The sequence below is a fragment of the Streptomyces sp. NPDC007025 genome, assembly GCF_042869455.1.
Taxonomy (GTDB): Bacteria; Actinomycetota; Actinomycetes; order Streptomycetales; family Streptomycetaceae; genus Streptomyces.
On the sequence record NZ_JBIAFT010000006.1, the window covers coordinates 129,440 to 145,990 of the forward strand.

General features: G+C 77.4%; 2 protein-coding genes (both only partly in view). Both read left to right on the top strand.

Annotated features, from left to right (window positions below):
- Nucleotides 1-8,427, top strand: partial view of an SDR family NAD(P)-dependent oxidoreductase gene (locus ACFYMO_RS13715; RefSeq protein WP_388546317.1) — the 3' portion only. It extends 6,738 nt beyond the left edge of the window; only the last 8,427 of its 15,165 coding nucleotides appear in the window; its start codon lies off the left edge, out of view; it ends in the stop codon at nt 8,425-8,427.
- On the top strand, nt 8,424-16,551 hold the 5' end (the start) of the coding sequence (locus ACFYMO_RS13720) for an amino acid adenylation domain-containing protein (RefSeq protein ID WP_388546320.1). The gene runs 16,661 nt beyond the window's last position; 8,128 of the gene's 24,789 nt are visible here — the first part of the coding sequence; the start codon lies at nt 8,424-8,426; its stop codon lies beyond the right edge, outside the window. The genes ACFYMO_RS13715 and ACFYMO_RS13720 overlap by 4 nt, the downstream gene beginning before the upstream one ends.

Below are 16,551 nucleotides of genomic sequence, written 5' to 3' on the forward strand. Positions count from 1 at the left end.
CTGGAACTGGTGCGCGCCGCAGCCGGGGCGCAACGCCGCGGGCCGGTACGCGGACTGTCCTCGATCACCTGGGGCAGCCCGATCACCGCGGAGGACGGCGAGCACCGGATCCGGGTGGTCCTCGGCGCCGGAACCGGGTCCGGAGCCGAGGAGCGGACGGCTTTCGAAGTCGTCGGCGAGGACGGCGGCGTGCACGTACGCGGCACCGTCGACTTCGGCCCGCCCGAGCCCGCCCCCGCGCCGCTCGACCTCGCTGCGGTCCGCGGCCGCTGCGCCGAGCGCCGGACCCGCTCCGAGGTGCACGCCTGGTACCGGGCCGCCGGGTTCCGCTACGGGCCCGCGTTCGACGTGGTCGAGGAGGTGCGCAGCGGGCCGCACGAGGCACTGCTGCGGCTCGTGGCGCCGGGGGACGGCACGCCCGGGGGTGCCGGGCTGCTGGACCCGGCCCGGCTCGACGGGGCGCTGCGGGTGTGCCACTGGGTCGGCGGCCCGCCCGAGGGCGAGCCCGCCGTCCCGTTCAGCACCGGTGCCGTGCACTTCCGCGGCCCGCTGCCGGAGGTCTGCTGGGCGCACGCGGTCGTGCGGCCGGGTACGGACCCGGCGCAGTTGCGTTACGACGTGACGGTCACCGGCGCGGACGGCCACGAGGTGCTGCACGTGGCGGACTTCGCCCTCCGCACGCTGAACCGGCCGGTGCCGGTGCCGGTGCCGGTGACAGGACCGGACAGCACCGGGCCGGACCTGAGGCAGCCCGCCGTGCGGGAACGCGACCCCCGGGAGAGCGACCGGATGGAACCGGCTCCCGCGGTGAGCGGCCCGCCGGGTGCCGCCGACCGTCCGCGGCCGGCGACCGCCTGGTACCGGCCGGTGTGGCGGCCCGCGGAACCGGCGGCACCCGTGGATCCCGCGCCGACCCTGCTGCTGTGCACCGCCGACCCCGACCGCACCGTCGACGGGCCGTGGCCGCGGGTGGAGCGGGTCGCCGAGCCCGCGGACCTGGCGGCTGCCGTGCGGCACACCGAGGGCCCGCTGGACGTGCTGCTGGCATGGGGGCTGGAGGACGGCTCCGGCGCCGAGCACGGGGCGCTCGCCGCACTCGGACTGGCCCAGGCCGCTGCCGGCCGGCGGGTGCGCTGCCTGGCGGTGGCCCCGGAGGACGGCCGGCCCGAGCAGGAGGCCGTCGCCGGGTTCGCCCGGTCCAGCGGCCGGCACTTCCCCACCTTCCGGCTGGCCACCCTGCGGGTCGGCCCGGGAGTCGACGCCGCCCGGGTCGCCGTCGAGGAGTTCGGCGCTCCGCACGGCGCCGAGCTGCTCCGCCGTACGGACGGTCGGTTCGTGCGGTCCGTGGAGCGGTTGGCCGAACTGCCCGCCGTCCGGCCCGCACCGCTGCGGCCCGGCGGCAGCTATCTGATCACCGGTGCCACCGGGGCGCTCGGCCGCTGGCTGGCCGGCGAGCTCGCCCGGCGGTACGCCGCCCGCCTGGTGCTGGTCTCGCGCGGTGCCGAACGGCACCCCGAACTGGCCCGCCGGGTGGCCGAGCTGGGCGGTGCGGCGGAGCTGGTCTCCGCCGACGTGGGCGACCCGGCGGGAGCACGGCGCGCGGTGGCCGAGGCCACGGCGCGGTTCGGCCCGCCGGACGGGGTCTTCCACCTCGCCGGGGTCTCCGACGGCACGCCGCCCACCGAAGTGGACCCGGGTCGCTTCGCCGCCGGGATGGCGGCCAAGGCCGAGGGGACCGCGCAGCTCGCCGCCGCGACCGCGGACCTGCCGTCCGCGCTGTTCGTCGTCTTCTCCTCGCTGGCCTCGCTGCTGGGCGACTTCGGCGGCGCCGGCTACGGCACCGCCAACCGGTTCGCGGACGCCTGCGCCCTGCGCCGGCCCGGCGCGCTCTCGCTGGCCTGGCCGCTGTGGACGGTCGGCGGGCTGGACGAGCGGCTGGACGAGGCGCAGTGGGCGGCCTACCGGGCGCTGGGCTTCGTCCCGTTCGATCCGGACACCGGCTGGGCGGCGCTGGAGCAGGCGCTGGCCGCCGACGAGCCGTGGCTGGTACCCGCGGTGGGCGACCAGGACCGGATCGCCCGTACCCTGAGCGCCCCCGGCACCACCGCGCCGCCGCCCGAGGCGCCCGCGGGCGCCGGGCCCGCGCCGGACTCCGGGCGCGCGACCACCGGCCCCGAACTGCGCGCCGTCGCGGTCGGGATGCTGCGCACCCGGCTGTCGGCCGTCCTGAAGGTGCCGGCGGAGCGGATCACCGAGACCGAGACCCTGGACCGGTTCGGCATCGACTCCGTGATGATCATGGAGCTGAACGCGGCCCTGGCCGACTCGCTGCCGGACCTGCCGCAGACGCTGTTCTTCGAGCACCGCACCCTCGGCGCACTCGCCGACCACCTGACCGCACACCACTCCGCGGAGCTGCGGCGGCTGCTGCCGACGCCGAGCCCGGCACCGGTCCCGGAGCCGGCGGTGGATCCGGCGGCACCGGACCCGGCCGCGCCCGGCACCCCGGCCCCCACCCCGGTCCCCACGGCAGCCGCCGCGCCCGCGCCGCCGCACTCGTCCGCGCGTGCCGCCGAAGCGGACGACATCGCGATCGTCGGCCTCAGCGGCCGCTATCCCGGCGCCGACGACCTCGACGCGTTCTGGTCCCGGCTGCGGGCCGGATCCGACGAGATCACCGAGATCCCCGGCGACCGCTGGGACGCCTGGGCCCACCACGACCCCGAAGGCCGCGCGCCGGACTCGGTCACCGGCCGCTGGGGCGGTTTCCTGTCCGCCGTCGACACCTTCGACTCGCGGTTCTTCCGGATGTCCCCGCCGCAGGCCCGCGCGATGGACCCCCAGGAGCGGCTGTTCCTGGAGACCGCCTGGGCGGCGCTGGAGGACGCCGGATACCCGCCGAGCCGGCTGCCCGCGGCCCACCACGCGGACTCCGGCCTGGACGTCGGCGTGTTCGCCGGGGTGATGTGGGGCGACTACGCCACCCTCGCCGCCGAGGAGTCCTTCCGCGGCAACCCCGTCTCCGTGCCCGCGAACCGCGCCTCCGTCGCCAACCAGGTCTCCTACTTCGGCGACTTCCGCGGCCCCAGCCTCACCGTCGACACGGCCTGCTCCTCCTCGCTGGTCGCCGTCCATCTGGCGGCGGAGAGCCTGCGCCGCGGCGAGTGCGCCTACGCGCTGGCCGGCGGGGTCAACGTCCTGGCGCACCCGCTGAAATACGTGAACCTCAGCCGGATGAACATGCTCGCCGCCGACGGACGGTGCCGCTCCTTCGGCGCGGGCGGCACCGGATACGTGCCCGGCGAGGGCGTGGGCGCCGTGCTGCTCAAGCCGCTCGCGGCGGCGCGCGCCGACGGCGACCGCATCCACGCGGTCATCCGGGGCGACGCCGTCAACCACGGCGGCCGCACCAACGGCTACACCGTGCCCAACCCGGCCGCCCAGCAGGCGCTGATCGAGCGGGCCTGGCACGCGGCGGGACTCGACCCGGCCGACGCCGGCTACGTCGAGGCGCACGGCACCGGCACCGCGCTCGGCGACCCGATCGAGCACGCGGCGCTGGAGCGCGCCGTCGCCGGGCGCGGACTGGCCCCCGGCAGCCGCGCGCTGGGCTCGGTCAAGTCCAACGTCGGCCACCTGGAGGGCGCTGCGGGCATCGCGGCGCTCACCAAGGTGGTGCTGCAACTGCGGCACCGGACCCTGGTGCCCTCGCTGCACTCGGCCGCCACCAACCCGAACATCGACTTCACCCGGTCGGTGTTCGCCGTGCAGCAGGAGTCGGCGGCCTGGCCGCGGACCGCACCGGGCCGGCCGCGGCGCGCCGGGATCAGCTCCTTCGGCGCGGGCGGCGCCAACGCGCACCTGGTCGTCGAGGAGTACCGCGACGACCGGGTGCCGCCCGCGCCCCGCGACCAGCCCGAGGTCCTGGTGCTCTCCGCACTCACCGAGGAGCGGCTGCGCGTGTACGCCGGGCGGCTGGCAGCCGCGCTGTCCACCGACGACCCGCCCCCGCTCGCGGACGTGGCCCACACCCTGACCGCCGGCCGGACCGCGATGCGCCACCGGTTGGCGCTGACCGCCCGGGACACCGCACGGGCCGCGGCGCTGCTGCGCGCCTTCGCGGCGGGGGAGCAGCCCGAGGACGTCTTCACCGGCGACGCGGACGCGCCGCACGCGCTCGGGGACGTGCTGGCCGGCACCGCGGCCGGAGCGGAGTTCGTCCGGGGGCTGCTGCGCGAGGGGCACCCTGATCGGCTGGCGCGGCTGTGGGCCTCCGGCGCCGACCTGGACTGGTCGGCGCTGCCCACCGGTCCGGTGCCGCCGCGCATCGTGTCGCTGCCGACCTACCCCTTCGAGCCCGAGCGCCACTGGCTGACCACCGCCGCCACCACCGCCGCCACCCCTGCCGACACCGCGCCCCGCGCCGCCGCGCCCGGCTCCCTCGCGCCCCGGGCCGCCGCGGAGGTGCCGCCGCTGGTGGTACCGCCCGCCGAACCGGTCGTCGCCGAGCACGAGGTGGCGGGGGAGCGGGTGCTGCCCGGCGCCGCGCATCTCGCCCTGGCCGCACAGGCCCTCGCGCCGGGCCGGACCGCGTTCGCGGTGAGCGCGGTGCGCTGGCAGGCACCCGTGGTGGTCGGCGACCGGGCCGCGCGGCTGGAGCTGTCGGCCGCGCCCGCGGACGACGGGATCGCCTACGAACTGCGCGAAGGGGACGGCGTCCGCTCCCGCGGCGTGCTGCACACCGAGCCGTCCCCCGAGCCGGCCCGGGTCGACCGCGCGGCGCTCACCGCCCGGTGCGCCACCGAGGTGGACCCGGCGGGGATGTATGCGCGGCTGCGCCGGGACGGGCTGCGCTACGGGCCGTTCTTCCGGCTCGCCGAGTCCGTCCGCACCGGCGACGGCGAAGTGCTGGCCCGGCTGCGCGCCGAGGCGCCGACGCCGCCCGGGTACGCCGTGCACCCCGGGCTGCTGGACGCGGCGCTGCACGTACTGGCCGCGGTGGTGGCCACCGAGGACGCGCCGCCGATGCCGTTCGCCGCCGACCGGGTGACCGTCCACCGGCCGCTGCCGCACGCCTGCCACGTGCACGCGGCCGTGCGCGACGGAAGGTGCGACGTCACAGTGTTCGACGACGAGGGCACCGTCTGCCTGACCGTCGCCGGGCTGGTGCTGCGCGCCCGCGCCGCGGCCGGACCCGACTTCCTGCACGTGCCGGCCTGGACGGTGGCACCGCACGACCCGGCGGCGCAGCACCCGGTGCACGAGGACCCGGCGCACGGGCGGCCGGTGCTGATCGTCGCCGGGGCGGCCGACAACGCGCTCGCCGACCGGATCGCCGCCGCGCACCCGGACGCCGAAGTGCTGCGCCGCGCACCGGGCGAGTCGGCCGCGGACTTCTGCGGACTGCCGGGCGCGCACCGGGGCCTGGTCTACTTCCTCGGCTCGGTGACCGGCCCCGACGACCGGCGGGACGAGTCGGTGCTGGCGCTCTACGGGCTCCTCGCCCAGCTGCACGGCAGCGGCCTGCTGCCGGGGCCGCTGCGGCTGAAGGTGATCACCGGGGACGCCTGCCCGCTGGGCGAGCGGGACGCCGCCCGGCCCGGCGCCGCGGGCCTGGCCGGGCTGGCGATGACCGTGGACAGCGAGTTCGGCGAGCTGGGTACCGCGCTGCTGGACGTGCGCGGCACCGAGGCGGTGGCCGCACCGGAGCGGGTGGCGGCGGCGATCGTCGCCGAACCGTGCGCGCCGCGGGTGCGCCAGGTGCTGCTGCGGGACGGGGTCCGCTGGACCCGCAGGCTGCGCAGGGCCCGGCTGACCGCACCCGAGCGGCCCGCGTTCCGCGAGGGCGGGGTGTATCTGCTGGTGGGCGGGCTCGGCACCGTCGGCTTCGACACCGCCCTGCACCTGGCCGGCCGCTACGCCGCCCGCCTCGTGCTGGTCGGCCGCGGTCCGCTCGACGACCGCAGGCGGGCGCAGCTGGAGCGGATCGCACAGGCCGGTGGCGAAGCGGTGTACCTGACCGCCGACATCACCGACCCCGCGCAGACGGCCGCCGCCGTGGCCGAGGCCAAACGCCGGTTCGGCGCCCTGCACGGCGTGCTCGACGCCGCCATGGTGCTGGTCACCACCCCCTTCGGGGAGCTGGACGCGGAGCGCTTCGGCGCCGCGCTGCGCGTCAAGTCCGAGGGCACCCGGGTGCTGTGCGACGTGATCGCCGGCGAGCCGCTGGACCTGGCGCTCTTCCACTCCTCGGGCATCTCCTTCGGCGGGAACCAGGGCCAGGCCGGGTACGCGGCGGGCAGCGGCTACCAGGACGCGTACGCGCTGGCCTTCGGCCGCACCGCGCCCTTCCCGGTGCGGGTGGTCAACTGGGGCTTCTGGCACGACGGCGGCGACCCGGACCGGCAGCGCGCCCTGGAGCGGCTGTCGGCCTCCGGCGTCACCCCGATCGGCGCCGCCGAGGGCATGCGGGCGCTGGAGCTGGTCGCGGGCGGTTCGCTGCCGCAGGTGGTGGCCAGCAAGGCCGAGCAGCGGGTGCTGGCGGGGATCGGGGTCGAACCCGGCCCGGGCGTGGAGCAGATCGGGCACGCCGAGGCGGCCCCGCTGCCCGTGCCGCCGGTGGCCTCCGACCCGGTCCGGGCCGGGCGGGCCGCGGCGCATCTGCGCGCCGACCGAGCGCTCGACACGCTGGCGGCCCAGCTGCTGACCGGTGCGCTGCGCGACCTCGGCGCCCGCCTCGACCCCGGGCACCCGGAGGACCGGCACGCGCTCGCCGGCCGGCTCGGCGTGGTGCCCGGGCACCACGCGCTGTTCGACGCAGCCCTGGAGATGCTGACCGCGGCGGGCCTCGCCCGGCTGACCGGCGGCCTGTTCGAGGGCACCGCGCAGGCGCAGACCGAGGACGTCGCCGCGGCCTGCGCCGACCCCGACCGGGCCGCCGCTGCCCTGGTGGCCGGTCATCCCGGTGCGCGGCCGGCCGCCGAACTGCTGGTGCGCTGCGTACGGGCGCTGCCCGAGGTGCTCACCGGCCGCCGCGACGGGGTCGACGTGCTCTTCCCCGACGGCTCCTCCGACCTGGTCTCCCGCTTCTACCAGGCGGACCCCGTCATGGAGCAGTACAACGAACTGCTGGGCCTGCTGCTGGCCGAAGTGGTCCGGACCGTACCGCGGGAGCGGGCGGGCGATCCGGTCCGCGTCCTGGAGGTCGGCGCGGGCACCGGTGCCACCACGCGTGCCGCACTGGCCGCGCTGGCACCGTTCGGCGACCGGGTGCACTACACGTTCACCGACCTGTCGTCCGCCTTCGTCCGGCACGGCCGCCGCGTGTTCGGCGACCGGGAGGGCACCTCCTTCCGTGTCCTCGACATCGAACGTCCGCCCGGCGAGCAGGGGTTCGACGACGAGGCGGGCTACGACGTCGTGCTGGCCGCCAACGTGCTGCACGCGACACGGCGGATCGGGACGACCCTCGACCACGTCAAGGACCTGTTGGTGCCCGGTGGTCTGCTCGTGGTCGACGAGGGCGTCCGGCCCGCCGCCTATCTGACCCTCGTCTTCGGTCTGACCAGCGGCTGGTGGCTGCCCGAGGACACCGCGCTGCGGCTGCCCGCCGCGCCCGTGCTCAGCGCGCCCCGCTGGCTGGACGCGCTGACCGCGGCCGGATTCGCGCCCACCGCCGAACTGGCGCTGCCCGACGAACCCGCCGACCAGCGCCTGATCGTCGGCCGCGCCGACGGGCTGCGGACGCGCCCGGCCCCGCCCGATGGAGCCGCGCAGCATACCGGAGCACCGGGGCACACCGGAGCACCGGAGCAGCCCGGGCCGCAGCAGCAGACCGGAGCGGCGGATCACACGGAGCACACCGGACCGCGCCGCGCCGAGGCGTCCGCCGCACCGGCCCGCACGTCGCGGGAGGCGACCGAGCGGCAGGTGACCGAGGTCTTCGCCCGCGTACTGGAACTGCCCCCCGACCGGCTCGCCCCCGACGCGGCCTTCGCCGACCTGGGGGTCGACTCCCTGGTGGCCCTGGAACTCACCAAGGCACTGGAGGCCGACCACGGTTCGCTGCCCGCGACGCTGCTGTTCGAGCGGACGACGATCCGGCGGCTCGCGGACCATCTGCACTCCCGCGCGGGCGGCCCGGCGGCCGCAGCACCGGAGCCGCCCGCGCCCGCACGGCCCGCCCCGGCCGAAACCGCCGCCGCGCCGCCCCGGGCCGCGCACACCGCCGCTCCCGCGCCGGCTGCCGCGCCCCCGCCCGCACCGCGGCCGGACCCGCGGCCCGCCGCCCCGGCAGCGGTCCCCGCGCCGGTGGAGGGCCCGCTGCGGGCCGCCGTTGACCGACTGTCCGACGCCGAGGTCGACCGGATGCTCACGCTCCTGGGCGCTCTCGCCACCACGACCGACGAGAAGGGCGATACCGCATGACAGCGCCGTCCGAGCCCGGCCGCCCCGACACCGGACAGGCCCCGGCCGACCGCCGCGAACTGCTCGCGCGGATCCTCGCCGACCTCGGCCTCGCCGCCGCGCCCGCGACCGAGGTCGCGATCATCGGCGTCGCGGGCCGCTACCCGCTGGCCGACGACCCCGGCCAGTTCTGGCACAACCTGCGCGCCGGACGCGACTGCATACGCGAGGTCCCCGCCGACCGGTGGTCGGCGGCCGACCACTACGACCCGGCGGGCGGGCCCGGCCGCAGCTACAGCAAGTGGGCCGGATTCCTCGACGACGTGGACGCCTTCGACCCGCTGCTGTTCCAGATCTCGCCGAGCGACGCCGAGGACATGGACCCCCAGGAGCGGCTGTTCCTGGAGACCGCCTGGGCCGCCGCCGAGGACGCCGGATACCCGCCGCGGTCCCTGGGGGACGGCGGCCCGGTCGGCGTGTTCGCCGGGGTCATGAACAACGACTACGAGTGGATCGGGGGCGAGGCGGAAGCCCGGGGCGTGTTCACCCACGCGCGCTCCAACCACTGGTCGGTGGCCAACCGGGTGTCCTACACGCTCGACCTGCACGGCCCCAGCCTGACCGTGGACACCGCCTGCTCCTCGTCGCTCACCGCCCTCCACCTCGCCGTGCAGAGCCTGCGCAGCGGCGAGTCGGCGCTCGCCCTCGCGGGCGGCGTCAACCTGATCCTGCACCCCTCCCACCTGTGGCACCTCTCCGACCGGCGGATGATCTCCCCCGGACGGCACAACCGCGCCTTCGGGGCCGGTGCCGACGGCTTCGTCGACGGGGAGGGCGTCGGAGTCGTGCTGCTCAAACCGCTGGCTGCCGCGGTCGCCGACGGCGACCGGGTGCTCGGCGTGATCCGCGGCAGCGCGCTCAACGCCGGGGGACGCACCAGCGGTTACACCGTCCCCGACCCCGGCAGCCAGGCCGCCGTGATCTCCGAGGCGCTGCGCCGCGCCGGGGTGGACCCGGCCGAGGTCGGCTGCCTGGAGGCGCACGGCACCGGCACCCCGCTCGGCGACCCGCTGGAGATCGCCGGACTGCGCGAGGTCTTCGGCGGGCTGCCCGCGGGGAGCTGCGCGCTCGGCTCGGTCAAGTCCACCATCGGCCACCTGGAGTCGGCCGCGGGCATCGCCGCGCTCACCAAGGTGCTGCTCCAGTTCCGGCATCGCACCCTGGCGCCGTCGCCGCACGCCGAACCGCTCAACCCGGAGATCGACCTGCGGGACACCCCCTTCCACATCCCCCGCGAGGCGCAGCCGTGGCCGTCCCCCGTCGTCGGCGGCATCGCCCGGCCCCGGGTGGCCGGGATCAGCTCCTTCGGCGGGGGCGGCGCCAACGCGCACCTCGTCGTGGCCGAGTACGTGCCGGAGCCGGCCGCCGCAGCCGGGGCGCCGCCCGCCGAACGCCCGGACCGCGCCCCGCAGCTCGTGGTGGTCTCCGCACGCACCGGCGAGCAGCTCCGGCAGTCCGCCGGCCGGCTCGCGGACTTCCTCGACGACGGCGAGCCGCACCCCGTCAACGGCGCGGCCGAACGCAGCTGCGCGGCCGCGGTGGCCGAGGTGCTCGGCGTCGCCTCCGAGGACATCGACCCCGGCGCCGAACTGCGCGACCTGGGGCTGACCGCGGCCGAATGGCCGCGGCTGCGCCGGCTGCTGGCCGACCGGCTGCCGCTGCCCGCCGCGCCCCCCGCGGACGGCACCGTCGCCGCACTGGCCGCACAGGCCGCGCGGCAGGCGGACGAGCTGCCGCGCACCAAGGCCGAACTCGCCGACATCGCCCACACCCTGCGGGTCGGCCGCGCCCCGATGGACGTCCGGCTGGCCCTCCTGGTCGCCGACACCGGCGCGCTCTACCGGGCGCTGCGCGCCGCCGCCGAGGGCCGGGAACCCGCCTGCCCGCACTGGTCCGGTGACCGGGCCGCGGCCCTGCACGGTCCGCAGGGCGCGGGCACCGGACCGGGGGCCGGAGACGGTGCCGGACCGGGCGCCGGGGACGACGCCGAGCTGGAACGGGCGCTGGGGGACGCCGACCTGGCCGCGCTGGGCGCGCTGTGGGCCCGCGGAGCGACCGTGGACTGGAGCCGGCTGCCCGGCCCCGCCGCGGGATGCCGGGCACCCCGCCGGATCGCGCTGCCGACCTACCCGTTCGCCCGCAAGCGCTGCTGGATACCCGCCCTCCCCCCGGGGCCGGTGCGCCCCGGAACCGGCCCGGCGGCCGCAGCCGAGCCGTCCGCCGCCGACGGGTCCGCCGCGGAACAGCGCGATCAGCTCGGCCGGTTCGTGCCGCGCTGGCAGCCCGCGGGCCCGGTGTCCGCCGCCGCGCCGCCCGAGGGGCCCGTCCTGGTGCTGGCCACCGAAGCGGCGCGGGACCTCGCCGCCGCCCTCGCGGCGACCGCCGGGGACGTCCGGCTCGTGTGGCTGGACCAGCCGGACCCGCTGCCCGCCCCGCTGCCGGACCGGGCCGGGACCGTGATCCATCTCGGCGGGGTGCGCGACGGCGCGGAACCTCCCGGCGCTGCCGACCTGGAGCGGGGCGCGGCCTCGCTGTTCGACGTACTGACCCGGGTGCGGGCGCACGAGCTGCGCGTGGTCACCTCGGACGTGCACCCCGTCGCCGGCGGCCCCGGCGACAACCCGATGGGGGCCGCGCTGCACGGGCTGGCGCAGGTCGCCTCCGCCGAGTTCCCCGACACCCGGGTGGTCTGCGTGGACGTCGGCCGCCTCGATCCGGTCGCCGACCGGGCCGCCGCGGTCCTCGCGGAGCGCCCGCACCCCAAGGGCCGGGCCGTCGCGGTGCGCTCCGGGCACCGGTACACGCGCACCCTGGTCCCGGCCTCCGGCACCGCCGCGCCGCCCTACCGGGAGGGCGGGGTGTACGTGCTCGCCGGGGGGACCGGCGGCATCGGCACCCTGCTCACCCGGCACCTCACCGAACGGTTCCGGGCCACCGTCGTCGTGCTCGGCCGCACCGAACCCGGCCCCGCGCACCACGCGGAGCGGGAGCGGGCCCGGCGGCACGGCGGCGAGCTGGTGCAGTTGCGCGCCGACGTCTCCGACCCCGCGGCTGTTGCTGCCGCGTTCGACCGGGTCAGGGACCGGTTCGGCGCCGTGCACGGGGTGTTCCACCTCGCGATGACCTTCGACGACCGGCCGATGGCCGAACTCACCCGCGCGGAGTTCCGTTCCGCGCTCGCCGCCAAGGCCGACGGCACCCTCGCCCTCGACGCGGCGGCCGCCGCCGCGGACCCCGACTTCCTGGTGCTGTTCTCCTCCACCGGGTCGTTCGGCTCCAGCTCCGGCAACAGCGGCTACACCGCGGCCTCGGCCTGCCAGGACGCGCTGGGCCGGTACCTGGACGCCACCCGCCGCTACCCGGTGCGCGTCGTCAACTGGGGCTACTGGGGCGCGGTCGGCTCCGGAGCCCGGGCCGGACTGCCCGCGATCTTCCGCGCGCTGGGCATCGGCGAGCTCGCCCCGGACGAGGGCCTCGCGGAACTCGCCGGCGTACTGGCCGGATCCGAGCCGCAGGTCATGGTGATCCGCGCCGAACCCGGCGCACTGGCCGCGCTGGCGGACACCGCGGAGACCGCGGACGCGGCGGACCCCGCGGGGACGGCCGGCCCGGCGGGCAGCGCCGGCCCGGCGACGGTCACGGGCCGTGCGGAAGCACCGGGCGGCATCCCGCACCAGTCCGGCGCCTCCGACGCCCGCTCGTCGTCCGGCACCGGCGTCCCGGTGTCCGGGGGCGGCGGGCTCGCGGCCGTCCGCAGCCTGCTCGACGCCGCACCGCGGAACCGCGCCGGTGTCGACCGGGTACGGGCCGCCTACGCGGCGCTGGAACCCCTCGTCGCCCGCGGTCTGGTCGTCGCGCTGCGCCGGATGGGCGCGTTCGGCACGGACGAGCCGGTCGCCCGCGCCGAGCTGGCGGAGCGGCTCGGCATCGTGCCTGCGCACGTCCGGCAGACCGACGCGCTGCTCACCCTGCTGGTGCGGGCCGGCTATCTGGCCGAGGAGGGCTCCTCGGTGCGGGCGCTGCCCGCCTTCGGTGCCACGGCGGACGCCTGGGACAGCGCCGGGATCGACGCCGCGCTCGACCGGCTGCGCGCCGAGCACCCCGAGGTCGCCTCAACGATCCTCCCGGTCCAGCGGTTCCTCGCCGCCTACCCCGAGGTGCTGCGCGGCCGGGCCAACGCGACCGAGATCCTCTTCCCCGACGCCTCGCTCGACCTGGCCGTCGGCTTCTACCAGGGCAACCCGCTCACCGACCACTACAACGACCTGGTGCGGGAAGCGGTCGCCGAGCGGCTGCGCGCCCGGCTGCCGCACCTGACGCCGGGCGAGAAGGTGTCCGTCGTCGAACTGGGCGCCGGGACCGGCGCGACCACCGAGCGAGTGCTGCCCGCGCTGGACGCCGAGGCCGCCCGGGTCGAGTACGTCTACACCGACGTCTCGCCGCGGTTCCTGGAGCACGGTCGCACCCGGTTCGGCGCGCACCGTCCGCACCTGGGCTTCCGCCTGCTGGATCTGCGCGCCGACGCCGCGCAGCAGGGCTTCACGCCCGGCGGCCACGACGTGGTCGTGGCGACCAACGTCGTGCACGCCACGCCCGACCTGGCCGAGACGCTCCGCTCGGTGCGCTCGCTGCTGCGTCCCGGCGGATGGCTCGTGCTCAACGAACTCACCGAGCCCCGCGGTTCGGTCACCGTGGCAGGCGGTGTGCTGGACGGCTGGTGGTCCTTCCGCGACGGCGGGGTGCGGATCCCCGACTCGCCGCTGGCCGAGCCCGCCACCTGGACCCGGCTGCTGCGCGAGGCCGGATTCGCCGAGGTGGCCGCCGCCTCCGGCGGCCCGGACCTGGGACAGACCGTGCTGGTCGCCGAGGCGGGCACCGGCCCGGTCTCCATGCCGGCACCGGCCCGGCCCAGGACGAACCCCGCGGCCGCCAGCACCGACGAGGTGCCCGCCGGCCTGCGGGCACTGGTGGAGGGCCGGCTCAAGCTGGACGAGCACATCGACCCGGACCGCCCGCTCGCCGAGTACGGGTTCGACTCCCTCACCGGGATGCAGGTCGTCACCGGGATCGCCGAGACCTACGGCGCCGAGGTGCGGCTGGTCGACATCCTGGAGCACACCACCCTGCGCCGCCTGGCGGCCCACCTGTCCGAGGCGGGCGTCCTGCCTGCCGGAACCCCGCCCTCCGGCTCCTCCGCCGAGCCGTCCGACGCCGCGCCCCGGGAACCGGCGGCGGTTCCGGAGCCGGCGCCGAACCCCGAACCAGCCCCGGCCCCGTCCGCAGCATCCGCCCCGGCACCGGACCAGGAACCGCCGGCCGCGCCCGGCTCCGCACCGGCTCCGGTCGCGCCCCGCGGCGGCGAGGAGCGGCGCGCCGTGTCCGAGGGGCAGCGGGCGCTGTGGGTGATCGAGCAGACCGCGCCCGGCAACGCGGCCTACAACCTGCCCGTGGCGGTGTGGCTGGACGCGGACACCGACCTCGCGACCCTGCGCGCGGCGCTGGAGATCGTGGTGGCGCGGCACCCCGCGCTGCGCACGGTGCTCGCGGACGAGGACGGCACCCCGGTGCAGATCGTGCGCCCGGAGGCCGCGTTCGCCTTCAGCCACGAGCGGGTACCCGCCGCCGAGGCGGACGCGCCGGCCCGTCGGCTGCGCGCCCGGGTGCGGGAGCCGTTCGACCTGGCCGAGGGGCCGCTGCTGCGGGCCGAGGTGCACACCGTCCCCGACGGGCGGCACGCGCTGCTGCTCACCCTGCACCATGCGGTGTTCGACGGAACCTCCATATCCGTCCTGCTCGACGAGCTCACCGACGCCTACCTGGCCCTGCGCGACGGCCGCCCCGTCCCACAGCCGCAACCGGCGGCCGACTACGCCGACTTCGCGGACTGGCAGCGCGGCATGCTCGCCGGGCCGGGCGGTGACCGGCTGCGGGATTTCTGGCGCGAGCGGACGGCGGGAGCCGAACTGCTCCGGCTGCCGACCGACCGGCCGCGTACCGAGGCCCCTTCGCTGGACGGGGCCAGCACCGAGCACCAGCTGGACGCTGAGCTGATCGCAGCTGCCGAGCGGTACTCGGCCGAGGCGGGAGTGTCGCTGTTCGCGGTGCTGTTCACCGCCTGGATCGCGATGCTCGACCGGCACGTCGAACAGCGCCGGATCACCGTCGGCACCCCGGTCGCCGGGCGGCCCGAGGGACGGTTCGCGGGCACCGTCGGCTACTTCGTGAACCTCGTCCCGGTCACCGTGGAGCCCGGCCCCCGGGACACCTTCGGCACCCTGCTGCGCCAGGTGCGGGCCGAGACGCTGGACGCGGTCGAGCACGGCGACCACCCGTTCCTCCGCATCGCCGAGGACCACGGCGGGCCGCTGGTCAGCACCGCGTTCTACTTCCAGAACTGGCTCGCGGAGCGCTCCGGACCCGCCCTGGTGCGCGGGCTGGTGGACGGCGTACACCAGGAGGGCGAGTTCGAGCTGACCGCGGACGTGGTGCGGTCGGCCGACGGCTGCAAACTGACGCTCAAGTACGACCCGCAGCTCTTCGACCGGGCCACGGTGGACGACTTCGCCGAGCGGTTCCGCACCCTGCTGGCCGGATGCCTGGCCGACCCCGGCCGCCCGCTCGCGGACCTGGACCCGCGCACCGCCGCCGAGCGGGAGCTGGCCGCCGCCGAGCGGCGGGCCGCGCGCCGCGACTACCCGCACGAACACACGGTCGTCGACCTGGTCGCCGAGCAGGCCGCACTGCACCCCGACCGGACCGCTGTGGTCTGCGGGGGAGAGGAAGTCGGCTACCGCGAACTGCACACCCGGGCCTCGGCGCTGGCGGTCCGGCTGCGCTCCCGCGGGGTGCGGCGCGGCGACACCGTCGCCGTCCTCCTGGACCGGGGCCCCGACCTGGTGGCCGCGCTGCTCGGCGTGCTGGCCTCCGGCGCCGCCTACGTCCCCCTGGACCCCGGCTACCCGGCCGAGCGGCTGCGGCACATGACCGACGACGCGGCCGTCCGGCTGGTGGTCGCCCAGCGGGGGACGAGCGAGGCGGCCGACGGCGTCGACGCGCCCGTGCTGCGGCTCGACTCCGACCCGCACGACGCCCCGTCCGACGGGACCGATCCGTCCGGCTTGTCCGCGGCGGCGGCGCCCGACGCGGGCCCCGGCCCCGACGACGACGCGTATGTCATCTACACCTCCGGCTCCACCGGGCGCCCCAAGGGGGTGCGGGTCGGGCACCGGGCGCTGGTCAACCTGCTGTGGTCGATGCGGCACGAGCCCGGCTTCACCGACCGCGACCGGATCCTGGCCGTCACCACCGTCTCGTTCGACATCGCGGCGCTGGAACTCTTCCTGCCGCTGGTCACCGGCGGCAGCGTGGAGATCGCGCCGTCGGCCGTCACCCGGAACGGCCTCGCGCTGCGGCGGACGCTGGAAGCCGGCGGTGCGACGGTCATGCAGGCGACCCCGGCGACCTGGCGGATGCTGGTGGCCGCGGGATGGGACGGCGGCCGCGGGCTGCGCGCGTTCTGCGGCGGCGAGGCACTGGACCGGGAGACGGCCCGCGCGCTGCTGGCCCGTACCGCCGAGGTGTGGAACCTCTACGGCCCCACCGAGACCACCATCTGGTCCTCTGTGGCCCGGGTCCGGGACGGCGAACCGATCACCCTGGGCCGGCCCGTCGCCAACACCGTCCTGCGGCTGCTGGACGGCGCGGGGCGTGCGGTGCCCGCCGGAGTCCCCGCCGAACTGCACATCGGCGGCGACGGGCTGGCAGCCGGCTATCTGGGCCGGCCGGAGCTGACCGCCGAGCGGTTCGTGGCCAACCCGGTCGACCCGCAGACCGCGCCGCTGCTCTACCGCACCGGCGACCTGGTGCGGCGCACCGCCGACGGGATGCTGGAGTACCTCGGACGGATCGACGCCCAGCTCAAGATCCGCGGCCACCGCGTCGAGCCCGGCGAGATCGAGCAGGCGGCGCGGGAGCTGCCGGGGGTGGCCGACGCGGCCGTCGTCCTGGCCCGGACCGGTGCGGGGGCCGCGGTACTGCGCTGCTTCTACACCCCGGCGCCCGGCGGGCCGCGCCCCGAACGCGCGG